Below are 25,911 nucleotides of genomic sequence, written 5' to 3' on the forward strand. Positions count from 1 at the left end.
ATCACAGTATTTCATTTCTCATGTGGTAACAGGTAAACCAGTTAGTCACCGGGGGAGAGTAAAATGACAATCAATGTTAATGATTCAATGCTGCTTCAGATAAGCGGCAGTCAGACCGATTTGCTTGGAAGTCAGACTATTACGGGTAAACAAAGTAATCATGGGGATTTTCGTCTGCCTGCCTGCTTGTCTCATTTGAATGATACACCGTTGTACATGGCGGTCGCGTATTGGGGATTATTGAAGGGACGCGGATTTACTAAACGTGAAATCAGCCAGGTGTTCCGGGTGACAGAACGCCGGGCAACAGATGTGATGAATTATATCTACAATGAGCGACGTGATGTGATTGCCTGTGAAAAAGTCTTCTTTCGTGAGAAGCAGGGAAGTCGTCGGCTGATGCTGATTGTTACGGCAGTCGTTGAACCAATGCCCCAGAAGGGCCAGGCGCCGGTAACGAAAACGGTGAAGTCGACGCGCTCCCGGACGTCACTACAAGCTAATCACATGCGCACTTGGTTTTTACAACGCGCTTGCGGTCCGTTTATCTCCTGAGTCGTATCACACATGTGGCTATCTGGCGGGACATGATGGAAGGCGAGTTTTTATCGATTGTGTGTGTGATGCCTTATGGGATGCTGATAAGCCGGGTGGTACTGGTTATCGGTATCGTATTGCTGGCTGGCTGTGGGTTTTTGTTAGGCAACACAATTCGCCATTCGCGGTATCCCCGTATGCTGTTAGCGTATTGGTGCCGAACATGGATCTTGCCACTGTTGTTTATCACTATCGGGCTGGTATTGATGTTTGGTGTGGGTGGGGAGGGTTGGTTAGACCGCATACTGGATGAAGTTGATTCAGTATTGATTGGTCTGTCCTTTGATAACCGGGATGACGTGCGGCTGGTGCCGTCATTGCCGGGTCGGCTGTGGATAGCGCTGTTGGCTGTTCACCTGCTGATTTGCACGGGCTATCCGGTTTAGTTTCTGTTACGGCTGACTCGCATCACATCCGGCATAATTCGGATTTTGCGCATAATATTCGCTAACTGAATACGGTCTTTGGTGGTCAGCCGGATAAAAGCGCAGTAAACACGACCATCTTTCTCTTCTGTATTCATACCTTGAATACTGGAATTGGCTGCGTTAATGGCGGCAGTCAAATTTGCCAGCGCCCCTTGGTGGTTAAACATATCCACTTTTATTTCGGCAGTGAAATCGTTATTGATCTCTTTATCCCATTCAACCGCCATAAATTTTTCGGGTTCTTTCTGATAACCACGAATATTACGGCAGGATTCATGGTGGATAACCAACCCTTTTCCGGGGCTGATATGGGCGATAATCGGGTCTCCGGGGATGGGGCGGCAGCATTTGGCAAAAGTAATCAGCACACCGTCAGCGCCTTTGATGGGCAATTTACGTGCTCTGTTGTTATGGCTACCGGTGCTTGTGGTATTTTCCTGTGCGCCTAACAGGTTGCGGGCGACGACGATACTCATGGTATTGCCAAGCCCGATTTCAGCCAGTAGATCATCTATGGTCGCGAGTTTCATTCTCTTCAACTCTTTACTGATATTTTCCTGCGGAATATCAACCAGCTTTTTCCCGTTACCCAACGCGTGATTCAACAGGCGGCGACCTAGCCCAATGGAGTCTTCCCGTTTAAGGTTTTTTAGCAATTGACGGATCTTAGCGCGTGCTTTTGAACTGACGACAAAGTTCAGCCAGGCGGCATTTGGGCGAGCGCCCGGTGCGGTTATAATCTCAACGGTTTGACCACTGGTAAGCGATTGAGATAATGGGTATGGCTGGCGATCAACTCGTGAACCAACACAGGCGTGACCAATATCGGTGTGTACGGCATAGGCAAAATCAACTGGGGTGGCACCTGCGGGTAATTCCACAATACGTCCCTTCGGGGTAAAAACGTAAATCTCATCAGGAAACAGATCAGATTTAACGCTTTCGATAAATTCAAAAGAGCTGCCGGCACTTTGTTGTAGTTCCAGCAAACTTTGCATCCAGCGTTGAGCACGAACTTGCGCGGCTGTACCGGATTCACCTTGTGCTTTGTAAGCCCAATGTGCAGCAACGCCCATTTCAGCCATTTGATCCATATCTTCGGTGCGAATTTGAACTTCAACGGGCACGCCATGAGGGCCAATCAGGGAGGTGTGCAGGGATTGATAGCCGTTAGCCTTAGGGATGGCAATGTAATCTTTGACTCTGCCCGGGCGGGGTTTATACAGGCTATGCATCTGCCCCAAAACCCGATAGCAGATATCAACATTATTAACAATGACCCGAAACGCATAGATATCCATAATAGAATGGAAACGTTGTTCTTTGAGGTGCATTTTCCGGTAGATAGAATAGAGATGTTTTTCCCTGCCGCTGACTTTGCATTCAATACTGGCTTCGGCCAGCCTGCCTGCAATTTCAGACAGAATTTTCTGGATCATCTCTTTACGGTTACCACGGGCAGCTTTTACCACCTCTTTGATAACCCGGTAGCGGTTGGGGTGGAGGGCTTCAAACCCGAGTTCCTCTAACTCCGTTTTCAGATGATGAATACCCAAACGATGAGCTAAAGGGCTGTAGATCTCTAACGTTTCCCGGGCGATACGACGGCGTTTATCTGGACGTAACGCCCCGAGAGTACGCATATTATGGGTACGGTCTGCCAGTTTGATCAAAATGACGCGGATATCTTGCACCATCGCCATGATCATTTTGCGGAAGTTTTCTGCTTGTGCCTCTTTTTTATCGCGGAAATTCAGCTTATCAAGCTTGGAAACCCCCTCAACTAACCCAGCGACCACAGGGCCAAAAGGTTGTGCGATATCCTGAAAGGTGGCGGGTGTGTCTTCAATAACATCATGCAACAAAGCGGCCATCAGTGTCTCATGGTCGAGACGCATCTCGGCCAGAATACAGGCAACCGCGACAGGATGCGTAATGTAGGGTTCACCACTGGTACGGGTTTGCCCTTCATGGGCATCCCGTGCAACAGAATAAGCCTGCTTGAGGAGTTCAATTTGACTCCCAGGCAGGTATTTTTGGATAAGCTGATTCAGGCTTTCAAACAGATACAAGGCAGACCTACCGTAGATTAACGACGACTTTCCGCGATAGCGGAAACCGCTTGCATTTCTGCTGCTTCCTGCTCTTGTTGTTCCTGGCGTTCACGGACATCCAGGATTTTACCGTTAATCAGACCCTCTTCCACTTCACGCAGAGCGATAACGGTCACTTTATCGTTCTCTTCAGCAACCAGCGGGTCTTTACCGCCTGTTTGCAGTTGACGTGCTCGACGAGCAGCGACCAACACCAGGTCAAAACGGTTACCAATTTTTTCTACAGCGTCTTGAACAGTTACGCGTGCCATATGTGTGCGACTCCACAGGTAAAGAAATGACTGGGCATAATACTGAAATTGGGTTCAGTCTGCCAATAATTTGCTGATTAAAGCATCATGCCGTTGTGCCTGGCGCTCCCGATGCAGGCGTTCTGAACGGATAATGGTGTGCAGATCGGCCAATGCAGTATTGAAATCGTCATTAACGATTAAATAATCATACTCGTTATAGTGAACCATTTCTGCAACAGCCTGCTCCATGCGTTTTTCAATAATGTCTTCACTGTCCTGACCCCGACCGCGCAGACGGCGGCAAAGCTCTTCTTTTGATGGTGGCAGGATAAAAATACTGCGGGCAGAGGGCATTTGTTTGCGGATCTGCTGCGCGCCTTGCCAATCGATATCAAGAAAGACATCAACGCCACTGGTAAGGGTTTCTTCAATCACTTTCTGGGATGTACCGTAATAATTACCGAAAACACGGGCGTGTTCCAGAAATTCATGATTATCGATCATTTGGCAAAAGGCTTCTTCAGTGATAAAGAAATAGTGTTCACCATGATTTTCACCGGGACGCATTGCGCGCGTGGTATGGGAAACAGAAACCTGAGTATCGTACAAAGGTTGTGTTTTTAATAAAGCCTGAATTAGACTTGATTTACCCGCCCCGCTTGGCGCAGAGACAATATATAATGTGCCTTGGATCATGATGATATCTTGGTTGATTGGATAACAATGTATACCCTTTATCTTTCAGGTTGCTGCTTTCACTTACTGCTGCGTTGCAACTTGAAATCTATTGGGTATAAATAAAAGCAGAATAAAATTCTTGTAACAGTATACACGTACCTGCTCATACGTGTCGCGTTACCGATGCATTTCCACAGAAATTTTCTTGGGGAAAGATGGCTAGTGGATATTTTGTATCGCCGCTTGTTTGGTTTTACCCGTCGGAATTTATAGGCTGAATGTCTAACTCGCCCTATTCAACCGGGGATTGTTCCCCGGCTGCCTTGTTAAAGATGACCATTTGTTGCCATCACCCCCTCCCGGGTAAATTACCTTTACTCTTAGGGGGTCACTTTCTGCTGGTTATCATTGTTTTCTGCGTGAGGTTGTACTATGGCTGGATCTTTAAAATTGGGATTTAAACCACCTGGTGGACTCCAGAAAGCAACGTTATAGATATAATAGTTGGGATCTTTGCTGTCTTGCATTTCAATTGATGGCACCCCATTCTTCCAGTCACTTTCGAATTTGACTTTCTCTTCAGGTTTCCGCTGCCATGAAAAACCCGTTCCCTTACAGGATACAGTGTAATTCAGATCTACTAGTTTGGACTCCATCACGTTACTATCCCCTTTAAACCAGTGGATATCCTTATTTACAACGACTGCATCTGTAAAAAGTGTTGACTTGGCCTTTCCTGCTGCCTTGTCTTTGCGGTAGGCCGTCATCTCACAGGTGTACTTTCCTGTAACGACGTGTGGAACAACGAAGAGACGGTTTTGCGCTCTAACCCAAAGCATGAGATCTTTTAACACGGTGGGATACTCTGTTTCTGGAAACTCAACATTGAACCTTGATGGAAAAACACCTATTAAGTTTTTTGTCCCTTTTGGCGGATAACGAACTGGCTTACCGTTATTGTTTTCCCCATCCAATACCGGCTGCCCGAGGGCAACAATGGCTAGCTGGGGAACCCAGTCTATGATTTCAGCTTTATATGCAAGAACCGGGGTAGAGAAAAGCGCACTTACAGATAAGCTCACTCCCACCACCCATATCGGCCACCGGCGACAATGCGCCGTTATCCGGCCAATATCCTGTTTCACTCCGCTGATGGATGTGTTGCCAGCATTCATTAAATATTCAGATGGGGATGATTCCCCGATTGTTAGGTTAAAAATTTTCATTCTCTGTGATAACCCTGTCCCGGCCAGATTGTATTGGCCTTTTAAGGGTTCTCCTTTTTCAGATGATTATTTTCTGCATCGGATCACCCGTGCAGGCCGTTATTACACTTACCTGCCTTAACGGCAGGTTTCGTTCAATTGCCTCACATCACTTTCAAGATCCAGGATGATGGCATATTGCTTAAGGTATATTTGCCTGCCATCTTCCGTTATTGCTGCCAGATTTATCAGCAATTTTTTCTGCATCGGATCACCCGTGCAGGCCGTTATTACACTTACCTGCCTTAACGGCAGGTTTCGTTCAATTGCCTCACATCACTTTCAAGATCCAGGATGATGGCATATTGCTTAAGGTATATTTGCCTGCCATCTTCCGTTATTGCTGCCAGATTTATCAGCAATTTTTTCTGCATCGGATCACCCGTGCAGGCCGTTATTACACTTACCTGCCTTAACGGCAGGTTTCGTTCAATTGCCTCACATCACTTTCAAGATCCAGGATGATGGCATATTGCTTAAGGTATATTTGCCTGCCATCTTCCGTTATTGCTGCCAGATTTATCAGCAATTACTGGCCGTACACATGGATAATCCAACATGACTATTGCCCATTGCGTTTGAGGCCGGAGGGAAGACTATCCCGGATAATTAGTCTTATCCCAAAAACTTAGGGGGTTGCGTATAGAATACGGGTATTGCTACGAGAGCCATTACCTTTTCCAGAATAGGATCTCGGTATTGCCTTTATAAGGTTATCGCTAATATCCATGCCAAGGGAGAAAATGTCATTTTGATTCATATTACTCGCCTAAATTAAGGTTATATCGGATTTACCTTTTACCTACAGGGGAGCCTATACCATAAAAATTATCTCTTGCGAGTTAAGCTGTTTTTTTACTGAGACTAATAAGACATAGATAATATTAGCAGCTCTTTTTAAAAAAGGGTAATAGAAAATAGTTATCAGCCGATAACTTTAGGTTAACACTAAATCTGCTTGTTGGTCGTGGTTTTAAGGTTATTTTCTACAGATAGATTAAAAGCGTGAGCGTAATGAGGTTTAGGCAGAAGAATTTAGAAGAGATATACATCTTTATGACTATTATTACGTGAATGAGTAACTTAATTTACTAATAATTAATTGCAAAGTAGGAAATAAGGTGTTGTTAGGGTTTTGTCGTAATTCTTGTGCTGTGTGGTTTATAAAAAGTCAGTTATTTTGAGGATTTTAATATTTATTTTCCAAACTGTTTCGTGGAGTTATTGCCTTTTCATCTTTATTTGGAGGGTTATTTTAGTAATAACAGCGGGAGGGGGAGCCGATATTTCAAATGGAATAAACGACAGGCTAAGCCGGGGAGGATGATGCCGGAAATCTGTGAGGATCTCCGGCTGTTCTATTAACGATGTTTATTTATTGTATCCGTCCTTCTTAATTATCCTGGATAGATTACCTGGTTTCATCACTGGGACCCGATTGCTCCGGGTTAGCACTCTCCGTACCCGGCTTCATGATGGCTGGGTCTTTAAACGTATCATTCGGGTTGTCGTCGTATGGTGGTACCCAGAACACAACATCATGAATCCAATTGCAAGTGTCTTGCATTTTAATTGACGGCACCCCGTTTTCCCACTTGCTTTCCAATTCAAATTTTTCTTCGGGTTTACGTTCCCATGAAAATCCGGTTCCCTGGCAGATTACTGTGAACATCAGGTCGTTCACGTTAGATTCCATAACGTTTTTGTCCCCCTTGAACCAGTAGATGGTATGATTCTCAACGACAGCATCTGTATAAAGGGTTGCTATGGCTTGCCCTGGCGTTCCATCTTGACGTTTGGCAATCATCCTACAGGTATATTTACCTGTGACCACATGTGGAACCTTGAAGATTCGGTTTTGTGCTCTGACCCAGAACTTGCCCTCTTTTAGCATCATCTTTTTTCCTACCGGTATCGGAAAACTATGGTCTATGACTGCCGGAAAGACTCTCACTAAGTTACGGGTACCCACTGGCGGGTAACGAATGGGTTTACGCCGTTGTCTTTCCTATCTATCATCGGACGCCCGAGAGCTTTAACGGCGTACTCTGGGTTCCAGGGGGGCAGCCGGGATCGATGGGTCTTGCATTGTAATCGAGGCAACATCCTGATTCGCTCTGCTGCTGAACTTTTTTTCAGTATTCATCGGAGACTCTGAGGGGAGTGTTCCCCGGTTGTTATGTTAAAAGTTTTCATTCTCTGTGATAACCCTGTCCCGGCCAGATTGCATTGGCCTTTTAAGGGTCCTCCTTTTTCAGATGATTATTTTCTGCATCGGATCACCCGTGCAGGCCGTCATTACACTTACCTGCCTTAACGGCAGGTTTCGTTCAATTGCCTCACGTCACTTGCAAGCTCCAGGATGATGGCATATTGCTTAAGGTATATTTGCCTGCTATCTTCCGTTATCTACGGTTATGTCAGTCTTTCAGTCTATTTTTAAGGGTTCATACGAAGAAATACGTAATAGACCAATGAATCGTAGCCAGGGGTAAAACCGTCGTTTTGATTCATATTACTCTCCTAATGAAGGGTGTATCGAATTTACCTTTTACCCACAGGTAGTCTATGTCATAAAACCTATCCCTTGCGGGTTAAGATGAATTTCTACTGATGTGAAGAATATTGTCTATTCTTTAAATATAATAGGAAAAATAATTAAGACTAATTATAAGTCTATTCTTTTAATCCGTTTTCAATTGCTTTTCTAGCAATAAGTGATAGAAATTACAATTTTGAAGTTTGATAAGAAAAATTTAAAGGAAATATATATCATTATGGTTGTTAATAATATATGAATGCATAAATTAATTTACTAATAATTAATCGAAAAACAGAAAGCGAAGAATTATTAATGTTTTTGTTGTAATATCTATTCTATATAATTTATAAAAAGCCTGTTATTTTCGGGGTAATGTTTGTTTTTAAAACTATTTCGTAAAGTTATTTCCTTTTGATATTTATTTTAAAGTTGATATTGATAATAATAACAGAGAGAGGAGGCTGATATTCCTAATTAATGCGTAATAGGCAGAGTTATTATATTTATCTCTACCTTGGACGGAATCTGCCGTTATGTATGGATAGCCAGAGAGTAATGGATACTTAATTTATTGATATTGGTTCTGTTCATTGTTTTCAGTACATCGATAGTTGCGGCTGAGACATTGAATACAGAGAAAAATTGCCCTGATTGATATGGTATTTTTTACATGATGACATATTCAGGCGCTATTATCGAGCGCCGGCTTGTAGCGAGATGAATGTGTTAGAAACAATGCAAGAAAAATAAAGTAATGAACAAAAAAGAGGTTGTCCGGGGTAAGAATGGAATTTACACTGCATTCTATGGTGTATAATTTATCAACAGTTATTGCCTTAATATCATTAAGTTAATTTTATTCTGTCATAAGTTTGTGGTGCAAATTATAGGGGTTACAGTGATGAGGCTTGAACTGCAAAATTTAGATGAAATGTCACCGGCGCAAGAGCACACTTTTATGACTATCTTTGATGCTCAATTGGCAAATGACGATGGCTCGGAGGCGCGTGCTCACCTCAATGCTGGTGAACCAATTTATTATGCGGAGTTTGATACTCCAGCAGGGATGGTTATCAAGGAATACCCTGGTGGCCGTAGAGAGTTGGTTAGTTTTATGAGTGGTACAGAGTAAATGGTTGAGGTTTTGGAAGCATGACTCATCGGCCTCAGCTATGGGTTATTGCGGGACCTAATGGAGCTGGAAAATCGATGTTGGTTTGATGTCACCTAACGGAAAAAGTTTCTGTAGTTAATCCCGATAATATAGCAGGAGAACTCACTCTGCATAATCTATCACTGAAAAATACGGATGTATTTGGTTGTTACAAAAGAAAATAAATATGAAAAACACCCGAAGATGCTTTTCTATATCGCTTGGATTAAATTGTTTTGAAGCCAAAATGTAGTTCACAATTGCAAGCTCTGGCGTAGTTCAATAGTGTTTTAAGTGTTGGGTTTCCATTTCCTTTTTCAAGCCTGGAAATATTCGCTTCTTTTGTTCCCATACGTTGCGCAACTTGATTTTGAGTTAAACCAGCAGCACGCCGCATGTGTAATAGAGTATTAATTAGCTCGAATTCTGGTTCTAGCGCATCATATTCAGCTTTTACATCTGGGTTAGCTAATGCTTTGGATTTTAGAGACTTTAAACTACTCATTTTGTAACCTCTTTCATTCGTTCATAAGCGAGATCAAGATCCTTTTTAGATATCTTCTGGTTTTTCTTAATAAACGCATGAAGGACAATGATATTTGAACCTTGTAGATAGCAAAACAATCCGCGTCCTAGACCTTCTTGCGCTTTGGCGCGAATCTCGAATAGACCTTTTCCCATTGACTTAGTGTGTGGTTCTCCAAGATTAGCGCCATGTTCTTCAATAAGCTCAAGCAGTTTTAGCATGCGAGCCTGAATTCTGGGTGGCATATTGAGGATCGCATCCTCGACACCATCATAGAGTTCAATGTTCCAGTTCATATTCAATATTGCCCTTAATCTTATCTTATGTGATAAGTTTGTAAGTTGTCAAGACTCTGTTTTCGATGAAAACCACTGGTGGCGGAGATTGTTGATAGCAGCCCTGAACCAAGTATTAAATACATCAGGTTTTCACCATGATATCCGCTCTATGCAGTATATGAAAAAGCTCGTTATCTTGGGATTTCAGGAAGTTATTCCTTCGAACCGCTTCGCAAAGTTATTATCTCAGCCTTGGACAGCCTCTCTTTATCCTCTATTTTGCCGTTATGCATGGATAGCCAGAGAGCAACGGATGCTTAATTTATTGATATTAATTCTTTTCATTATTTTCAGTACATTGATAGTTGCGTCTGAGACATTGAATACAGAGAAAAATTGCCCTGATTGATCTGGTATTTTTTACATGATGATATATTCAGGCGTTATAATCATTCAATCACCAACTCGTAGCTAGATAAATGAGTTAGAAACAATGTAAGAAAAATTTTATCGCTGTGAATAACTAGGGCCATTGCCGGGCGGTATGTAACACTCTGAGTATCTGTAAAAGGTTTCTCCGAACCCGGTAGATCATTACGTAATGGGGATGAACGACAGCCTCCCGCGTCCCTTTCACCCTACCAGGTTTATACATCTTGGGATGTTGGCAGGCAGTTTCTGCCGTCAATTCAAATTCATTATCCAGTTCAATTGCAGCTAGCGGATTATCCAGCGCGATATATTCCATAATAGCCTCACGATCAGCCAAAGCCATTGGCTTCCATTCCAACTCCATTATATCTCCTTACGTAGGGCCGCTTTTTTGGCTGCAAACCGTGCTTTAACTTCCTCATGAGGAACGCTGGGGTGGCGATCATCGATAGCTGCCTGAACTTGCTGACGGAACCATGCATCATAGGCAGCAGCCTTATGTGCCCGTTTCAGGGCTTCTGCACGGTCTGGACGGGCCGTTTTCGTTGGGGTATCCAGATTATAATTGGCTGCATCTACATTGAACTGTGCAATGCCTATGTCTTTAAGATAAGTGACAAGGGTTTCCAGCCGTTTAAACAGGCGTACTTGACGGCTGCGCTGGGCAATCAGAGGACGCTCCACTGCGCCATATTTCACCATCAGAGTCCACCCATCGTTATGACCTACCACATGTACCGAGTTAACAGCACCGGCTTCAATCAGGCGATTTAGTGTGGAATGATCGATTGTTTCTGTGACCATAAACGTTCTCCTGAGTTATTTATATGCAAGTATACCCGTTATCTTTCAAGTTGCCTCTTTGTTGGCTGAACTCGCTCACCCCGGTCACATAGTTCGCTATGCTCCCGGGGATTCACTCCCGTGCCGTCGCGATGCATCTTGAAATCCATAGGGTATATTTAGAGTAGCATATGCATTTAATTATTAATTGCAATGCAATAAATAGTTAAATGAATCAGGTTTTCACCATGATATCCGCTCTATGCAGTATATAAAAAAGCTCGTTACCTTGGGATTTCAGGAAGTTATTCCTTCGAACAGCTTCGCAAAGTTATTATATCATCCTTGGACAGCCTCTCTTTACCCTCTATTTTGCTGTTAGTCATGAATAGCCAGAGATCAACGGATGCTTAATTTATTGATATTAATGCTGTTCATTGTTTTCAGTACACCGACAGTTGCCGCTGAGACATTGAATACAGAGAAAAATTGCCCGGATTGAGCAGGTATTTTTTACATTCTCCGCACGAAGGGGTCTGACGGTTCTAGTTATCTTTCTTCTCTTTGCGGGTTCAGGTGTTCATTATGATGGCATCGAGGGCTGAGATAATTTCATTTCTGGATGAGGCTACGTTGCATATAAAATCTGATTTGTTGATTTTTTTTGCATCCAGAAACGTTATTGCCGGTGTAAATATATAATAAATGTTATTATTAATAACCACCTGAGGGGTGATTCTTTTCTGGTTGAGGCTAATGTCATTTTTAGATACCAGAGGAACAATAATCCTTGTTGTTAAATCATCAAAATAATCATTCTGGATAATAAGGTAAAACGGCCAAAGCCTGTTTGTTTTGGCCGATGGATTACGATACACATCAAATTGCTGCGGCATTACAGGCTCCCGAAAAATTCATCGTCCGTAAGCATTCCAGCTTTCGCCATGAATATGTTCATAGCCTGCATATCTTCTTTTTCTTTCTCTCTCTCATCCTTTTTAGCTTCTATAGCCTGCGCCAGAAGGATATCTAGCGTTGCTGAGAGATTCATGTCCATACTACGGGCTTTATCGACCAGTGAGGCCGTCAGGTACACGTTGGTGCTTCTTTTGGTGCTGTTACGGGGAGAGGTAACGGTATTCATGGTGTTTACTCCTATGCGCAAAGGTATGCGCACAAGTATGATGGGTAACGGAAAAACAATCAAGTATCCTGCTTCTTGAAAGACTTAGAGTAGCATATGCATTTAATTATTAATTGCAATGCAATAAATAGTTAAATAAGTCAGGTTCTCACCATAATTATCTGTTTTGTGCAGTATATGAAAAAGTTCGTTATCTTGGGATTTCAGGAAGTTATTCTTTCGAACCGCTTCGCAAAGTTATTATCTCTGCCTTGGAGAGCTTCTCTTTATCCTCTATTTTGCTGTTATGCATGGATAGCCAGGGAGCAACGGATGCTTAATTTATTGATATTAATTCTGTTCATTATTTTCAGTACACCGATATTTGCGGCTGAGACATTGGATACAGAGAAAGATTGCCCTGCATGGTCGCAAGACAAATTACAACGTGAAACAAAAAGTCTGATGCAACAGATGGTTCTATGGGATCAACTCTATCGTCAGAAAGGGATCAGCGAGATCGATGATGAAGTTTATGATCAATTAATGGCGGAGCTAATTCATTGGCAACTCTGTTTGAAACAAGCGCCTCATTCGGATTTTCCTGTGGCAGTTATTACAGATAATAAGCTTGTTCATCCGGTTGCTCATACCGGATTAAGTAAACTAAAAGACGAACGGGAAATTAACCGATGGTTGCATGGCAGATTACCTGTCTGGTTACAGCCAAAGATTGATGGCGTGGCGGTAACATTGATTTACCAGAAAGGAAAATTAGTTTCATTAATCAGCCGGGGTAATGGCTCTGAAGGCATAGATTGGACAGCGAAAAGCCAATATATCTCTGAGATTCCTCAAGAGATAGAAAATGTACCGCCTTATATGGTACTGCAAGGGGAGCTTTTTCTGCATAAGGATGGGCATATACAGCAATCTTCTGGTAGTGATGGCGCTCGTAATCGTGTTGCGGGTTTGATGATGCGCAAGGAGCATTCGCCAGAATTAAAGCAAGTCGGTTTGTTTATCTGGAGCTGGCCGGATGGCCCTGCCGAGATGGAAAATAAATTGCGAAAACTAGCGGATATGGGTTTTCCATTAGCGCTTCGCTACAGTCATAAAATAGAGAAGCCAGAACAGGTACAGAAACTGCGGATGCACTATTTTGAACAACCTATGCCTTTTGCCACAGACGGTATCGTGCTGAAACAGGAAATTGAACCTAAAGGAAGTCAGTGGCGGTCTGGATCTAACAGTTGGGCTGTGGCATGGAAACACCCTTTGCGCCATCAAGTCACATACGTCAGGGAAGTGAGTTTTACTATTGGCAGAACGGGCAAAATCTCAGTTGTGCTTGGGCTGGATAAGGTAAAACTGGATGACCGACAAATCAGTCGAGTCAATATTGGTTCAGTCCGTCGTTGGCAGCAGTTGGATGTGTTACCGGGGGATCGGGTGACTCTCACGCTGGCAGGTCATGGTATCCCGAAATTAGATCAAGTGGTGTGGCGGATTAAAGAGCGTCAGGATATTCAGCCACCCGATAAGCAGCGTTATCATGCGCTGAGTTGCCTGACGTTAACGGTGGGCTGTGAACAGCAATTTAATGCACGACTGAAATGGCTTGGTGAAAAGCTGCACATGACAGGTGTCAGTAGCGGTAGTTGGGCAATGTTGACTGAACGGAAATTAGTCACTGATTTAACCGGTTGGTTGTCACTTTCGGTTCAAGACATTGAGGCTTTACCGGGAATCGGAGATAAACGAGCACAGGCTATTTATTCACAATTCAGGAAGGCAAAAAATCAGCCTTTTTCTTATTGGATGAAAGGCATTGGGGTGCCTTATATGGATAAGTTGTCTGACGATGTTGATCACTGGCAGCAACTGGAGCAGAAATTAGCCGGAGCACAGTTAAAACAACAGCTCACTGCCGGGCAATTGAAAAAGTTGTCTGATTTTGTCAATGACACGCAGATTAAAATAATTGCAGAAAAACTGTCAGTAGCAGGGATAACGGGTTTTGACCGGGAAAACGGGGTCGTGGTTAACCCCGTTGGTATAGTTCAGTGATCGGAGTGCTCATAACTAAAGACAGGTAATCCAAGGCGGTAGCGAATAGCAACCAGTCTTGCTGTCAAACCTGCGATCAGGGTAATTAGAACAATGCCGTTTGGCGGTAACAGCGTGTGTTGTAAGCCAATATATAACCAGGCAGCGGCAAAAGAGACACCAGCATAAATCTCTTTTTGGAAAACCAGAGGTATGGTGTTACACAACATATCGCGTAACACACCACCGAAAACACCAGTGATAACCGCAGCAATGGCGGCAATGATTGGGCCATAGTTCATATCCAGTGCAATCTGGGCACCGATAATGGAGAAAACAATCAAACCAATGGCATCAAGGATCAGGAACAGACGGCGTAAATGCTTCATCATGGGGGCGACCCAAGTGGTTATCACGGCGGCGCAGGCGACGGTGACAATATATTCAGGGTGTTTAACCCAGCCAAGAGGATAATGCCCTAGTAGTATGTCCCGAACGGAGCCACCGCCAATGGCGGTTACTGAAGCAATAATAATCACGCCGAACATATCCATCTTACGGCGGCCAGCGGCTAAAGCACCCGTCATCGCTTCAGCAGTAATACTAATGATATAAAGAACACTCAGTAACATAGATTATTCGATGTGCACAGCGTAAAAAGGTAAGGGTAATGTCGAAATGGTAAAGTCTCGACTGAAATTTTTTAGTTCCATCTGTTTCGGATTAATATTATTTATCCGAAAAACCCTGATATAAGGATAATGCAATGGCCTTTCAGGAACGGCAAATCACGTTTGACAATCGCAGCCATCAGCTTACTAATATTAATGTCTGGACACCAGACAGCCAGTGGTTAGCTTATGATGTTCGTCCCCATGGTGCTTCTTTTACCGGTTTAACAATAGAAAAAATTCATGTACACGGTGGCAAAACAGAAATTATCTATCAGGCCAAAGATGGCGCTCATGTTGGCGTGGTGACGGTCAGCCCAACAGAACCCGTCCGGTATGCGTTTATTCATGGGCCTGAATTCCCTGATGAGCAATGGCATTATGATTTCCATCACCGGCGGGGGGGGATTGTCAGTGAGGATTTACCCAGAAAAGCGGTTACATTGGATGCCATGGATATTACTGCCCCTTATACACCGGGAGCGCTGCGCGGAGGCAGCCATGTTCATGTATTCAGCCCGGATGGTAGTCGTCTGAGTTTTACTTATAACGACCATGTTATGCATGAGCTTGATCTAGCGCTGGATTTACGCAATATCGCCGTGGCTGTGCCTCTCAAGTCGGTTGAATCACCTAAACACCATCCTCGTGAATATGATGGTAGCTATTTCTCCGTTGTAGTCAGTAGTACAACACCTCAGCCAGAGCTGGGTAGTGATGAGATTAACCGTGCCTATGAAGAGTGTTGGGTCGGTCAAGCTGGATATTGTAAAGCGGATGGCAGTTGGCAGCGTTGGGCGTTGGCATTTATTGGCGATACTATTTCTGCAACAGGGGAAAAAGTACCAGAAGTTTATATTGTTGATTTACCCGAACAGGATGCTGATTATGCGATAGCAGGGGAAAAACCACTGGAAGGTACGGAAACAACATTACCTGCACCGCCGGCTAATGTCATGCAACGTCGTTTGACATTTACCAATCATGAACGTTGGCCGGGGGTGGTGATTAATCCGCGTCATTGGTTGCGGGTTTCACCTGATGGTGAACAGATTGGTTTTCTGATGAAAGATGACAATGGCATTGTACAACTGTGGACAATATCGCCAAATGGCGGAGAACCGTGTCAGATAACTAAAAGTAATTATGGTATTCAATCTGCTTTCAGTTGGGAGCGGAGCGGTCAGTATGTTGTTTTTATTTGTGATAACAGTGTGATGCTGTGTGATGTGCAAAATAGTCAAATACAGCGTTTGACGAAGCGTACCGAGAAAGCACCTGCTGCGGATGCCGTTGTGATTTCACCTGATAGCTGTCATGTTGCCTTTATGCGTGAAGTTAATGGCTATATGCAAATCTTCTTGGTGGAAACCGAGCTAAAATAAATACATTTGCTACCAGTTGGTTACCCACTGGTGGCAATCAATAAACCAGAACGAATGATTAATTTGTTTTAGGCTGATTTTGTGCTTTTTCTATTTTTTCAATTCGTTTTTTTGGTGAATTTGCAGACTGATCCTCATCAGATTTTATATAGTCATAAGGTAATAAAAGGGTATCTAACAGCGCAGAAAAAGGGAGATCAATCGCTAGTAATGGCTTCATCACCCAGCCAGTATCATTATCTGTCAGCATTTCGATATTTGCCTTAGTACCGGGATAATAACCGAGGCTAGGCCCTGCATGTGTCATGATGCTGGTACATCCGCTGGTTAACAGCCAGCCTAATGTGACGCAAAATAGAATTAATTTATTGCTCTTCATCGGTTTTACTGATCTCGTATGGTCAAACAGCCAGAACATTCCGCTTTAATTAAGTTACTCTGTTACCTGTCGGGTGACTAATATTTACCAGGAGAACTTAGCTAAGGGCTTCTATCTATATCAGTCACTATAATCACACTATGCAACATTGAACATAGGACGAATACCTGAGAATAGTGAATTTTTTGTGTCATACGATTTTTTTCTATATCTTTTTGATGAATAAAAAGCAATTCAAGCCATATAATGAGTTGTGGAGCCTATTAATTTAAACCATCTTTAAGGGTAAAGTGATTTGGTCTGAGCTAATACACTTAATTGTTTCCATTTTTTACCCGATTGACTGGTTGTATGTGAAATTTGTTGGAACACATCGGCAATATGATGCGATAGACGCCAACACAATTGAGCCGGAGTAAGCTATGAATATTAAACCAATCAGAACAGAGCAGGATTATAAGGCAGCTTTAAAAGCCATCTCACCATTGTTTGATAATCAGTCTGAAATTGGATCTCCCGAATTTGATTATCCAATGCGCCGTAAAACCCCGTCCTTCATGGCATAGGTATCTACACATCTTCGAACTGACCCAATGCTCTTGCCGCTAAACGGGTCAGTTCTTCAAGGGGATACTCCGATAGCAATGTCAGCGTGTTCAGGAGTACCGATAATCCAGCAAGGAGAGCAGGTGCACTCTCTAACGGCGATGCGGTCGTTATTGAGAAAACGCCAGACAGCTTGGGTCGTCGCGAATGTGGTTTTCTGGGCACTGGCGACATCTTTAATTGCGCAGGCGAGCGGGTCTGAAGGAGTCATATGTTGTTTAACCCGCATCTGGTATCGGCGGTTAAGCCGGGCATCAAGCCCGGCGATAGAGAAATTGAATGCATACTGAAGAGTAATATCATTAATTTCAATAAATGTGTAGATACCTATGCCGCACTGGGCAAGGGTTTACGGCAGTTTTTGCTAACACTACCAATGATTCGGAAACTTAATAAGCCGTTTGGCATATCGGCTGAAAGTCTCATTAATGCATAATGCACTAGCTCTCAGTAAACGCACAAAAACCGGCCTATTCAAGCCATTGAATTGATGATTTTCTGATTAAATAGTACTGCTTAAGGAGAGCGGTTAGACAGGGAATGTTTCTTTCTCTTCTTATGTACAAAATCTTCTGAAAATAATCATATGAAAGTCCTCGTTGTCATTTAGCTCCTGCATTTCCCAGCAGGAGCTTTTTATTGTTAATTTCAGGCGGCTTGCTGATGTGCCAGTTCAATTTCTTCCGCCAGAATTGCAATGCCTTTTTCGATACTTGTTGGGTCAGGAACGTAGTTCATGCGCATACATTCGTGAGCATGTGGCCAGTTTTGTTCCAGTCCGGGGAAGAAATAGTGACCTGGAACCATTAGCACGCCGCGTTTTTTCAGTCTTTGGTAAAGCGTTTCTGTTGTTATCGGCAGGTTTTTAAACCATAACCACAGAAAAATGGCACCTTCTGGTTTATGGATAAGGCAAAGTTCTGTTGGCAGATAGCGACGGATAATCTGAATCACGTCCTGAACGCGTTGTTGATAGAACGGGCGGATAACTTCCTGTGACAAGCGAAGCAGGTCATTGCGACGGATCATCTCTAATGCTATTGCTGGACCAACACCACCTGGTGCAAGGCTGATGATGCCGTTCATGTTACTAACAGCATTGATGATTTTATCGTTAGCAATAATGATTCCGCAGCGTGAACCCGGTAGACCTAATTTGGATAAGCTCATGCACAGAATAATATTGGGATTCCACAATGGCGTGGCTTCGCTGAAAATAATACCAGGGAAGGGGACGCCATAAGCATTATCAATCAATAGTGGGATTTGATGTTGTTGGGCCAAACGATCTAACCGTTGTAACTCTTCATCAGTGATAACGTTACCGGTTGGGTTGGTTGGACGAGAAACACAAATCAAGCCAATATCTTTGGTAATTTTCAGATGGTCGAAATCAACGTGATATTTGAATTGACCTTCTGGTAATAATTCAATATTGGGTTTATTGGCAACAAATAAGCCGTCATCTAGCCCTGAGTCAGAATAACCAATATATTCCGGTGCCAGTGGGAACAGCACTTTACGAATAGAGCCATCTTCACTGCGCCCAGCAAGCAGGTTAAACAGATAGAAAAATGCACTTTGGCTGCCATTGGTCAGGGCAATATTTTGTGTGCCAATTTCCCAACCAAGCTTTTCGTGCAACATGTCTGCCAGCGCCTGAATTAGCGTATCTTTACCTTGAGGACCATCATAGTTACATAGCGTGTCAGCCAGTTGACCGTTTGCGGCCATTTCGGTGAGTAATTGTTGAAAATAGTCATCCATTTCCGGGATATGTGCCGGATTGCCACCGCCTAGCATAATTGCACCGGGAGTCCTCAACCCTTGATTAAGATCATTCATCAGGCGGGTTATGCCTGCATCTTGTGTGAATTTGTTGCCGAATTGAGAAAAAATCATAGCCGTGTTCGTTATCGGTGTGTTGTTTGAATTAGGAGATATAACACCATACCCTTCGCATTATCGGGGTGCAATCTGGAAAATTATGACTATTAATTATTTAATATGGCATTTAATTCAGCATTTAAAATAAAGAGCTAAATGTTTGGTTAATATCCAGTTTTATTCTTGGTGTGAATCTTGGGGCTATTGTAATTCCCTGAATTTATTTTCTACATAAACAGTCAGTTATATGGTCATTGACCAAGCCTGTCGCCTGCATAAATGCATAGCAAGTGGTACTGCCGATAAATTTGAACCCTCTTTCTTTCAATGCTTGTGATAACTCATCTGAGAGATCTGTTTTTACCGGCACCTCTGTGGTGGTTTTCCACTGATTAATAATCGGTTTGTTATCAACAAAACGCCAGATAAAGGCGCTGAATTCCTCACCCTGTTGTTGCATTTTAAGATATGCCCGCGCATTGTTGATAATGGCGTTAATTTTGGCACGATTACGGACAATGGTGCGATCCTGCATTAACCGTTCTACATCATTTTCATTCATGACCGCGATTTTTTCTGGGTCAAATTGGTGAAAACATTGGCGATAGCCTTCACGTTTTTTCAAAATAGTCAGCCATGATAATCCAGATTGCTGCCCTTCCAGGCAGATCATTTCAAACAATTTCTGACTGTCTTTTTGTAGTTTTCCCCACTCATGGTCATGATAAGCCAGATACTCAGGATCAGACGTAACCCAATGACAGCGTGTTAATTCCATAGTTGTGATTTCCTGTGCTGTTGGTTGAGAATTGATCATACTTCAACTGTATATATATACAAGTAAAATAGCCAGATGGGGATTTTTTTATTTCAGGGTCGAATTGAACATTAATTCAGGGCTGTATATCTTAAGGTCAAAGGGTATACTGGCCTACTTCCTTTCAAATTCATATATATCGCGTGCGAATCCAACATGCAAAAATTTGATACCAAAACCTTTCAGGGGCTGATCCTGACATTACAGGATTATTGGGCGCGCCAGGGCTGCACCATTGTCCAATCATTGGACATGGAAGTCGGCGCTGGTACTTCTCATCCAATAACTTGCCTGCGTGCACTTGGCCCGGAGCCAATTGCTGCGGCTTATGTGCAACCTTCCCGCCGTCCGACGGATGGCCGTTACGGTGAAAACCCTAACCGCTTACAACATTACTATCAGTTTCAGGTCATTATTAAGCCCTCACCAGACAATATTCAGGAATTATATCTGGGTTCTCTGAAGGCGCTGGGGTTGGACCCAACGGTTCATGATATCCGTTTTGTTGAAGATAACTGGGAAAACCCAACGTTGGGGGCCTGGGGATTGGGTTGGGAAGTGTGGCTTAACGGGATGGAAGTCACTCAGTTTACTTACTTCCAGCAGGTAGGTGGCCTTGAGTGTAAACCTGTCACTGGTGAGATCACTTACGGTCTTGAGCGTCTGGCAATGTATATCCAGGGCGTAGATAGTGTTTATGATCTGGTTTGGAGCGATGGTCCGCTGGGTAAAACCACTTATGGTGACATTTATCATCAAAATGAAGTGGAACAGTCCACTTATAACTTTGAATATGCGGATGTCGATTTCCTGTTTACCTGTTTCGAACAATATGAAAAAGAAGCTCAGGATTTATTGGCGCTGGAAACACCGCTACCTCTGCCAGCTTATGAACGCATTCTCAAAGCGGGTCATACATTCAACTTACTGGATGCCCGTAAAGCCATCTCGGTGACTGAACGTCAGCGTTATATTCTGCGTATCCGCGCCCTGACCAAAGCTGTTGCAGAAGCGTATTATGCCTCCCGTGAGGCATTGGGCTTCCCTATGTGTAAAAAGAATCAGAACTAAGAGGCTGTCATGACTCAACAGACTTTCCTGGTGGAAATCGGCACAGAAGAGTTGCCGCCGAAGGCTCTTCGTTCACTGGCTGAAGCATTTGCGGCTAATTTTGCGGCAGAACTGGATAACGCTAATTTGGCTCATGGTGAAGTGAGCTGGTTTGCCTCTCCGCGCCGTCTGGCGCTGAAAGTAGCCAATCTGGATGAAGCGCAGGCTGATCGTGAAGTGGAAAAACGTGGCCCGGCGATTGCTCAGGCATTTGATGCGGAAGGTAAACCGACAAAAGCGGCTGAAGGTTGGGCTCGCGGCTGTGGTATTACGGCTTCTCAGGCTGAACGGTTGGTGACAGATAAAGGCGAATGGTTACTGTATCGCGCGCTGGTTAAGGGCCTCAATGCAAAAGAGCTATTGGCGGGTATGGTCAACAATGCACTGAGTAAGTTGCCAATTCCTAAACTGATGCGTTGGAGCGATAAAGAGACTCAGTTTGTTCGCCCGGTTCATACCGTCACCATGTTGTTTGGTAATGAATTGATTGAGGGAGAAATTCTGGGAATTAAATCCGCTCGTGTCATTCGTGGTCACCGTTTTATGGGTGAATCTGAGTTTACGATTGAGAACGCGGAACAGTATCCTGCGATTTTGCAGCAACGCGGTAAAGTGATCGCAGATTATGAAACCCGTAAGGCGCTCATCAAACAGGATGTGGAACAAGCAGCTGTTCAACTGGGCGGCATTGCGGATATTAGTGACAGCCTGCTAGAAGAAGTGACTTCGTTGGTTGAATGGCCGGTTGTGCTGACGGCGAAATTTGAAGAGAAATTCCTTGCCATGCCGGCAGAAGCACTGGTTTATACCATGAAAGGGGACCAGAAATACTTCCCGGTTTACGACAATGCTGGTAAGTTGATGGCGAACTTTATTTTTGTCACCAACATTGAATCTTCTGATCCACAGCAAATTATTTCTGGTAACGAAAAGGTGGTTCGTCCACGTTTGGCTGACGCAGAATTTTTCTTTAAGACGGATCGTAAACAGCGTCTGGAAGATAATCTACCTCGGTTAGAAACGGTTCTATTCCAGAAACAGCTTGGTACTTTGCGTGATAAAACGGATCGTATTCAGGCGCTGGCTGGCTGGATTGCAGAGAAGATCGGCGCTAATGTTGATCACGCTACCCGTGCGGGCCTGTTGTCTAAATGTGACCTGATGACCAACATGGTATTTGAGTTCACCGATACGCAGGGTGTGATGGGGATGCATTACGCCCGCCATGACGGTGAAGCGGAAGAGGTTGCTCTGGCACTGAATGAGCAGTATCAACCGCGTTTTGCCGGTGATGAATTGCCTTCTTCCGGCGTTTCTTGTGCGTTAGCCATTGCGGACAAAATGGATACTTTGGCGGGTATTTTTGGCATTGGTCAGCATCCAAAAGGCGATAAAGACCCGTTTGCGCTGCGTCGTGCTGCGCTGGGTGCTTTGCGTATTATCGTTGAGAAAAAACTGCCGCTGGATTTGCAGGCACTGACAGAAGAAGCGGTTCGTTTGTATGGTGACAAGCTGACGAATACCAAAGTCATTGATGACGTGGTGGAGTTTATGCTTGGCCGTTTCCGTGCCTGGTATCAGGAGCAAGGTTACAGCATTGATACCATTCAGGCTGTGTTGGCTCGTCGTCCAACCCAACCCGCTGATTTCGATGCCCGCGTTAAGGCGGTGACTCACTTCCGTACCTTGGATGAAGCCGCAGCATTGGCAGCCGCGAATAAGCGCGTTTCTAACATTCTGGCGAAGTCTGAAGAGACACTGAATGAGAAAGTCAGTGCTTCTGTGCTGAAAGCACCTGAAGAGGTGAAACTGGCAACGCATCTGGTGGTTTTACAAGATAAGTTGACGCCTTTGTTTGCTGAAGGGTGCTATCAGGAAGCATTGGTTGAGTTGGCCTCCCTGCGTGAAGTTGTCGATGCTTTCTTTGACAACGTGATGGTGATGGATGAAGACCAGCAGGTGCGAGTGAATCGCTTAACTTTGTTAAGTGAATTGCGTGAGTTATTCCTGAAAGTGGCGGATATTTCGTTACTGCAATAATAAGCTGAAATAGCTAATTCCGGCTGTTGTGAGATGCAATGGCTGGAATTTAATACCTCTAACCTTGATTTTGTAGCTCATTCGAGCTACGTTTTATTTATAAATTAAAAGGGGGATTTATGGCTGCAAATGCGTTTGTTCGGGCAAGAATCGATGAGACATTAAAAGCAGAAGCTACCGAGGTTTTGGCTGGTATGGGGTTAACCATATCTGATCTAGTGCGTATCACCTTGACTAAAGTTGCGAAGGAAAAAGCATTACCGTTTGAAATGCGAGTACCTAATAAATTGACTGCCGAAACTTTGGCTAAGAGTGATCGTGGTGAAGACATTCATCAAGCAAAGGATGCTGACGATTTATTTGATCAGCTTGGTATCTGATGCGCCAACCAAGATATTCAAGTCAATTTAAGCGTGATGTGAAATCTGCACAAAAACGTGGCAAAGATATGAACAAACTTAAGGTCCTAATGAGTTTGTTGATTGATAATAGACCATTGCCTGCTAACTATCAGGATCATCCTCTCCGTGGTGAATGGAAGGAGTTTCGTGATGCTCACATTGAGCCTGATTGGTTATTGATTTACAAAGTAGTTGGTGATGTCGTTAGGTTTGAACGAACAGGAAGACATTCTGACCTATTTGATGAATAAACCTTTCTGGGGGTACTGGGTAGCAGGTTAAATTAACTTAGTTAGGAAAAAGAAAGTCCAGATTTAGCTACAACATTATTTTTTACCTAATTGACGTATTTCTGTGAAATCCGTGAGAAAGTGCGACGTTCATGCTGTTTTTATCAGCAACTAATCCCTGATTATCAAAAAGGTATTGACGGCCTGTAGCGAGCGCAGTAAGATTCGCCTCGTTTTCGGCGAGTAGCGCAGCTTGGTAGCGCAACTGGTTTGGGACCAGTGGGTCGGAGGTTCGAATCCTCTCTCGCCGACCAGTTAATAGTTTGGGGATGTTGAATAAGTCCGCAGACTTAAAAGAAAGTAGAAAAGCCTTGCAGTGATTGCTGTAAGGCTTTTTGTCATCTGCTGCTTACTCTAACAGCCACAGTCGCCTGGTGCATAAGTTTGCATGACTTTGATATCAGCATCAAAATTCTTTGGCCTTCCACTTTTGAAAAGACCGTAGTGTTTCTTTCCATCACCCATTAAATCAAAAAGTGTATGATAACGACTTTTGGTGATCATATCGGCGGTATTGCGGCATATGGGAACAGCTCTACCTGTCTCAAAAATATGTTCTTGATCAAGAACAAACTGATCCGGTGCATCCGGTAAATTGCCTTTGTAAATGGCAACTTGACCATAATCTTCACAACGGTCTTCCAAATCTAATTTGAATAGCCTCAGCGTCATTGAATACAGTTTTGCGCCGCCTAGTTTTGCTTTGATCTCCTTATTATTTATGGATTTCAAGCTGCTATTAATGATACGAACATCATTGAAACCGGCTGTTTTTGCCAGCCGTATGAAATCTTCAAAATACAGAGCGTCACCAATACACTCACAAACCATCTGCTGATCATTTTTCAGTGATTGATCCAACCTTCTATCTAAAAAAATATCAGAAAAATAGATTTCACCACCCGATTTGAGTAAACGAGCCATACCTGCCAACACGCTCGCTTTAGATACCGATAGATTGATGACACAGTTTGAGACGATAACGTCCATACTTTCAGGCGGTAAATTAAGTTGTTTTAGTGACTCGATATATCCTTGCTGAAAATGCACATTGGTGGATGGGTAGTTAAAGGTCTGACGATGATAATCCACAAAACGCTGGGCAAACTCGATTTGTTCTGCTGTTGCGTCAATACCAATAACTTTACCCTCAGTACCGACGAGGTGGGACAGGATAAAACAATCACGTCCACTCCCACATCCTAAGTCTAATACTGTCGTTCCTTCTAGCAAGGGAGGAAAAGGCGTACCACAACCGTAAAAACGGCTCTGTACATCAGGATGGATAAGCTTAAGAACTTCTTTGATTTTGTCTGAAGTAGAGTTGTCTACAGTGCATACATTTATAGCAAGATCCTCTCTATTAGACAGGGTTTTGCCATAATAGTGTTGTATGTCTTCGATCCGCTGTTTAAGCGATTGTTCGTTCATATTTATTTCCTTCAAATTAAATCATTTAATAGGCCGATATTACGTTTCGGTAATTTGGCGCCAGATTTACAATAGATCCCTCATATTCCTGATCAATGCATAGATGATCAATGTATATAGTCAAAAAAAACCGTCATTGCTGACGATTGATATGTGTAGCGACTTCCATCCAGGCTTCCACAGCGACAGCAAAGGCTTCGCGCCCTTTGTCTGTTAATGTGTATACTTTGCGTCCACGGCCTGCAACAGTTTCGTTGTGTACCGTTACATACCCACCCTGTTCAAATTCACGCAGCACCGGATAAATTGTACCTTCAGTTGGTGAGCAACATCCTTGGGTGGAGCACTCAACCTCTCTGGCAATTTCATAACCGTGCATAGGCCGTTGTTGCAGGGCACTGAGAATAAAAAACTTGGATAGGCTCATCTTAATGATGCCGTTCCAATACATTCTGTCCGTGTAGTCCACTGTTGTTCGTTTAACAGTACTGTGTGTGTTTTTAGATTTGTTCATAACGGCATCATATGCATTGAACATCAAGGTGTCAATGTATAAGATAGTCCGTTTAATTTACTTTATTATTGACTTCATTCATCATTATGAGTCACCTATTTATAGAGATAAAGTCCATACTGGAATTATGCCGATTACGCCGTTTCTGCTCCACGATAGGATTGAGTAAATGAATAAAT

The 25,911-nt window shown here is 43.5% G+C and carries 33 protein-coding genes, 1 tRNA gene and 1 pseudogene; 14 read left to right on the forward strand and 21 right to left on the reverse strand.

Annotated features, from left to right (window positions below; all coding sequences use genetic code 11):
• Positions 1 to 63: 63 nt before the first annotated feature.
• A complete protein-coding gene (locus tag C5469_RS16560) occupies positions 64 to 555 on the forward strand; it encodes a CaiF/GrlA family transcriptional regulator (protein ID WP_166308990.1) in 492 nt (163 codons plus the stop codon).
• A 35-nt stretch (positions 556 to 590) separates the two neighbouring features.
• The gene (locus C5469_RS16565; RefSeq protein ID WP_207629110.1) at positions 591 to 983 is read left to right on the forward strand and encodes a hypothetical protein; all 393 of its coding nucleotides are present in this window, start codon (positions 591 to 593) and stop codon (positions 981 to 983) included.
• On the opposite strand, the gene spoT is transcribed toward C5469_RS16565, so the two are convergent.
• The 8 genes from spoT to C5469_RS16590 all read right to left on the reverse strand — a co-directional run bounded on the left by spoT (position 980) and on the right by C5469_RS16590 (position 7,212).
• Positions 980 to 3,097 (reverse strand): bifunctional GTP diphosphokinase/guanosine-3',5'-bis pyrophosphate 3'-pyrophosphohydrolase, encoded by a 2,118-nt coding sequence (gene spoT / locus C5469_RS16570; protein ID WP_166308996.1) that lies wholly within the window; start codon positions 3,095 to 3,097, stop codon positions 980 to 982. The two genes, C5469_RS16565 and spoT, sit on opposite strands and share 4 nt — an antisense overlap.
• Before the next feature lie 17 nt (positions 3,098 to 3,114).
• Entirely contained in the window at positions 3,115 to 3,390 is a 276-nt protein-coding gene (rpoZ, locus tag C5469_RS16575; protein ID WP_011144672.1) for a DNA-directed RNA polymerase subunit omega, read from the reverse strand.
• A 54-nt stretch (positions 3,391 to 3,444) separates the two neighbouring features.
• Positions 3,445 to 4,068 carry a guanylate kinase gene (gene gmk / locus C5469_RS16580; RefSeq protein WP_021326362.1) on the reverse strand — a complete coding sequence of 208 codons (624 nt, stop codon included), beginning with the start codon at positions 4,066 to 4,068 and terminating at the stop codon, positions 3,445 to 3,447.
• A gap of 362 nt (positions 4,069 to 4,430) precedes the next feature.
• Positions 4,431 to 5,276, reverse strand: coding sequence for a hypothetical protein (locus C5469_RS16585; protein WP_166308999.1), 846 nt, complete (start codon positions 5,274 to 5,276; stop codon positions 4,431 to 4,433).
• Between the two features lie 117 nt (positions 5,277 to 5,393).
• The gene (locus tag C5469_RS24085) at positions 5,394 to 5,522 is read right to left on the reverse strand and encodes a hypothetical protein (RefSeq protein ID WP_278249770.1); all 129 of its coding nucleotides are present in this window, start codon (positions 5,520 to 5,522) and stop codon (positions 5,394 to 5,396) included.
• A gap of 38 nt (positions 5,523 to 5,560) precedes the next feature.
• Positions 5,561 to 5,689, reverse strand: a complete 129-nt coding sequence (locus C5469_RS24090) for a hypothetical protein (RefSeq protein WP_278249770.1) — start codon at positions 5,687 to 5,689, stop codon at positions 5,561 to 5,563.
• Positions 5,690 to 5,943: 254 nt separating this feature from the next.
• Positions 5,944 to 6,075 carry a hypothetical protein gene (locus C5469_RS24095; protein ID WP_278249771.1) on the reverse strand — a complete coding sequence of 44 codons (132 nt, stop codon included), beginning with the start codon at positions 6,073 to 6,075 and terminating at the stop codon, positions 5,944 to 5,946.
• Between the two features lie 651 nt (positions 6,076 to 6,726).
• Entirely contained in the window at positions 6,727 to 7,212 is a 486-nt protein-coding gene (locus tag C5469_RS16590; RefSeq protein ID WP_166309002.1) for an SH2 domain-containing protein, read from the reverse strand.
• Positions 7,213 to 8,758: 1,546 nt separating this feature from the next.
• On the opposite strand from C5469_RS16590, the gene C5469_RS16595 reads away from it, so the two are divergent.
• The gene (locus tag C5469_RS16595) at positions 8,759 to 8,989 is read left to right on the forward strand and encodes a hypothetical protein (RefSeq protein WP_166308920.1); all 231 of its coding nucleotides are present in this window, start codon (positions 8,759 to 8,761) and stop codon (positions 8,987 to 8,989) included.
• Between the two features lie 247 nt (positions 8,990 to 9,236).
• Here the strand turns inward: C5469_RS16595 and C5469_RS16600 are convergent, their stop codons facing one another.
• A complete protein-coding gene (locus tag C5469_RS16600; protein WP_036837648.1) occupies positions 9,237 to 9,515 on the reverse strand; it encodes a helix-turn-helix domain-containing protein in 279 nt (92 codons plus the stop codon).
• Entirely contained in the window at positions 9,512 to 9,832 is a 321-nt protein-coding gene (locus C5469_RS16605; protein WP_162120309.1) for a type II toxin-antitoxin system RelE/ParE family toxin, read from the reverse strand. Before C5469_RS16605 ends, C5469_RS16600 begins: the two co-directional genes overlap by 4 nt.
• A gap of 88 nt (positions 9,833 to 9,920) precedes the next feature.
• Between C5469_RS16605 and C5469_RS16610 the strand changes: the two genes are divergently transcribed.
• Positions 9,921 to 10,223 carry a hypothetical protein gene (locus tag C5469_RS16610; protein WP_166309005.1) on the forward strand — a complete coding sequence of 101 codons (303 nt, stop codon included), beginning with the start codon at positions 9,921 to 9,923 and terminating at the stop codon, positions 10,221 to 10,223.
• 114 nt (positions 10,224 to 10,337) lie between these two features.
• On the opposite strand, the gene C5469_RS16615 is transcribed toward C5469_RS16610, so the two are convergent.
• From C5469_RS16615 to C5469_RS16630, 4 genes are all read right to left on the reverse strand, one after another.
• Complete coding sequence (locus tag C5469_RS16615) at positions 10,338 to 10,610, reverse strand: type II toxin-antitoxin system RelE/ParE family toxin (RefSeq protein WP_166309008.1); 273 nt, start codon at positions 10,608 to 10,610, stop codon at positions 10,338 to 10,340.
• On the reverse strand, positions 10,610 to 11,050 hold the full coding sequence (locus C5469_RS16620; RefSeq protein WP_166309011.1) for an antitoxin PaaA2 family protein: 441 nt from the start codon (positions 11,048 to 11,050) through the stop codon (positions 10,610 to 10,612). The genes C5469_RS16615 and C5469_RS16620 overlap by 1 nt, the downstream gene beginning before the upstream one ends.
• A gap of 551 nt (positions 11,051 to 11,601) precedes the next feature.
• On the reverse strand, positions 11,602 to 11,925 hold the full coding sequence (locus C5469_RS16625) for a CcdB family protein (RefSeq protein WP_166309014.1): 324 nt from the start codon (positions 11,923 to 11,925) through the stop codon (positions 11,602 to 11,604).
• Positions 11,925 to 12,173 (reverse strand): type II toxin-antitoxin system CcdA family antitoxin, encoded by a 249-nt coding sequence (locus C5469_RS16630; RefSeq protein WP_132351939.1) that lies wholly within the window; start codon positions 12,171 to 12,173, stop codon positions 11,925 to 11,927. Before C5469_RS16630 ends, C5469_RS16625 begins: the two co-directional genes overlap by 1 nt.
• Before the next feature lie 177 nt (positions 12,174 to 12,350).
• Between C5469_RS16630 and ligB the strand changes: the two genes are divergently transcribed.
• Positions 12,351 to 14,222: an NAD-dependent DNA ligase LigB gene (ligB, locus tag C5469_RS16635; RefSeq protein WP_242689503.1), complete on the forward strand. Its 1,872-nt coding sequence runs from the start codon at positions 12,351 to 12,353 to the stop codon at positions 14,220 to 14,222.
• Here ligB and C5469_RS16640 read toward each other — a convergent pair.
• Positions 14,216 to 14,833, reverse strand: coding sequence for a trimeric intracellular cation channel family protein (locus C5469_RS16640; protein ID WP_166309017.1), 618 nt, complete (start codon positions 14,831 to 14,833; stop codon positions 14,216 to 14,218). The genes ligB and C5469_RS16640 overlap by 7 nt on opposite strands.
• A gap of 134 nt (positions 14,834 to 14,967) precedes the next feature.
• Here C5469_RS16640 and C5469_RS16645 point away from each other — a divergent pair, with 134 nt between their 5' ends.
• A complete protein-coding gene (locus C5469_RS16645) occupies positions 14,968 to 16,257 on the forward strand; it encodes a YidR family protein (protein ID WP_166309020.1) in 1,290 nt (429 codons plus the stop codon).
• Between the two features lie 58 nt (positions 16,258 to 16,315).
• On the opposite strand, the gene C5469_RS16650 is transcribed toward C5469_RS16645, so the two are convergent.
• Positions 16,316 to 16,636, reverse strand: a complete 321-nt coding sequence (locus C5469_RS16650; RefSeq protein WP_166309023.1) for a YceK/YidQ family lipoprotein — start codon at positions 16,634 to 16,636, stop codon at positions 16,316 to 16,318.
• 290 nt (positions 16,637 to 16,926) lie between these two features.
• On the opposite strand from C5469_RS16650, the gene C5469_RS16655 reads away from it, so the two are divergent.
• Entirely contained in the window at positions 16,927 to 17,055 is a 129-nt protein-coding gene (locus C5469_RS16655) for a type II toxin-antitoxin system HigB family toxin (RefSeq protein WP_339414565.1), read from the forward strand.
• A 3-nt stretch (positions 17,056 to 17,058) separates the two neighbouring features.
• Positions 17,059 to 17,166: pseudogene (locus C5469_RS16660) on the forward strand (transcriptional regulator); the annotation flags it as partial.
• A gap of 92 nt (positions 17,167 to 17,258) precedes the next feature.
• Here C5469_RS16660 and C5469_RS16665 read toward each other — a convergent pair.
• Positions 17,259 to 17,453 carry a hypothetical protein gene (locus tag C5469_RS16665; protein WP_166308923.1) on the reverse strand — a complete coding sequence of 65 codons (195 nt, stop codon included), beginning with the start codon at positions 17,451 to 17,453 and terminating at the stop codon, positions 17,259 to 17,261.
• On the opposite strand from C5469_RS16665, the gene C5469_RS16670 reads away from it, so the two are divergent.
• On the forward strand, positions 17,454 to 17,678 hold the full coding sequence (locus tag C5469_RS16670; RefSeq protein WP_166309026.1) for a hypothetical protein: 225 nt from the start codon (positions 17,454 to 17,456) through the stop codon (positions 17,676 to 17,678).
• A 212-nt stretch (positions 17,679 to 17,890) separates the two neighbouring features.
• Here the strand turns inward: C5469_RS16670 and C5469_RS16675 are convergent, their stop codons facing one another.
• Positions 17,891 to 19,144, reverse strand: coding sequence for a valine--pyruvate transaminase (locus tag C5469_RS16675; protein ID WP_166309029.1), 1,254 nt, complete (start codon positions 19,142 to 19,144; stop codon positions 17,891 to 17,893).
• Between the two features lie 205 nt (positions 19,145 to 19,349).
• Positions 19,350 to 19,907, reverse strand: a complete 558-nt coding sequence (locus tag C5469_RS16680; RefSeq protein ID WP_166309032.1) for a DNA-3-methyladenine glycosylase I — start codon at positions 19,905 to 19,907, stop codon at positions 19,350 to 19,352.
• A 195-nt stretch (positions 19,908 to 20,102) separates the two neighbouring features.
• Between C5469_RS16680 and glyQ the strand changes: the two genes are divergently transcribed.
• The 5 genes from glyQ (at position 20,103) to C5469_RS16705 (ending at position 24,041) form a co-directional block, all read left to right on the forward strand.
• A complete protein-coding gene (gene glyQ / locus C5469_RS16685) occupies positions 20,103 to 21,017 on the forward strand; it encodes a glycine--tRNA ligase subunit alpha (protein ID WP_166309035.1) in 915 nt (304 codons plus the stop codon).
• 9 nt (positions 21,018 to 21,026) lie between these two features.
• Positions 21,027 to 23,096 carry a glycine--tRNA ligase subunit beta gene (gene glyS, locus C5469_RS16690; protein ID WP_166309038.1) on the forward strand — a complete coding sequence of 690 codons (2,070 nt, stop codon included), beginning with the start codon at positions 21,027 to 21,029 and terminating at the stop codon, positions 23,094 to 23,096.
• Between the two features lie 119 nt (positions 23,097 to 23,215).
• Positions 23,216 to 23,476 (forward strand): type II toxin-antitoxin system RelB/DinJ family antitoxin, encoded by a 261-nt coding sequence (locus tag C5469_RS16695; protein WP_021325378.1) that lies wholly within the window; start codon positions 23,216 to 23,218, stop codon positions 23,474 to 23,476.
• Positions 23,476 to 23,748, forward strand: a complete 273-nt coding sequence (locus C5469_RS16700; protein WP_166309041.1) for a type II toxin-antitoxin system YafQ family toxin — start codon at positions 23,476 to 23,478, stop codon at positions 23,746 to 23,748. The genes C5469_RS16695 and C5469_RS16700 overlap by 1 nt, the downstream gene beginning before the upstream one ends.
• A gap of 216 nt (positions 23,749 to 23,964) precedes the next feature.
• Positions 23,965 to 24,041, forward strand: a tRNA-Pro gene (locus C5469_RS16705).
• 100 nt (positions 24,042 to 24,141) lie between these two features.
• On the opposite strand, the gene C5469_RS16710 is transcribed toward C5469_RS16705, so the two are convergent.
• Together C5469_RS16710 and C5469_RS16715 are read right to left on the reverse strand one after the other, a co-directional pair.
• Positions 24,142 to 25,218, reverse strand: coding sequence for a methyltransferase domain-containing protein (locus C5469_RS16710; RefSeq protein ID WP_207629112.1), 1,077 nt, complete (start codon positions 25,216 to 25,218; stop codon positions 24,142 to 24,144).
• A 133-nt stretch (positions 25,219 to 25,351) separates the two neighbouring features.
• On the reverse strand, positions 25,352 to 25,732 hold the full coding sequence (locus C5469_RS16715; protein ID WP_166309044.1) for a PadR family transcriptional regulator: 381 nt from the start codon (positions 25,730 to 25,732) through the stop codon (positions 25,352 to 25,354).
• Positions 25,733 to 25,911 lie beyond the last annotated feature (179 nt).

The organism is Photorhabdus cinerea, assembly GCF_011189575.1.
Classification (GTDB): domain Bacteria; phylum Pseudomonadota; class Gammaproteobacteria; order Enterobacterales; family Enterobacteriaceae; genus Photorhabdus; species Photorhabdus cinerea.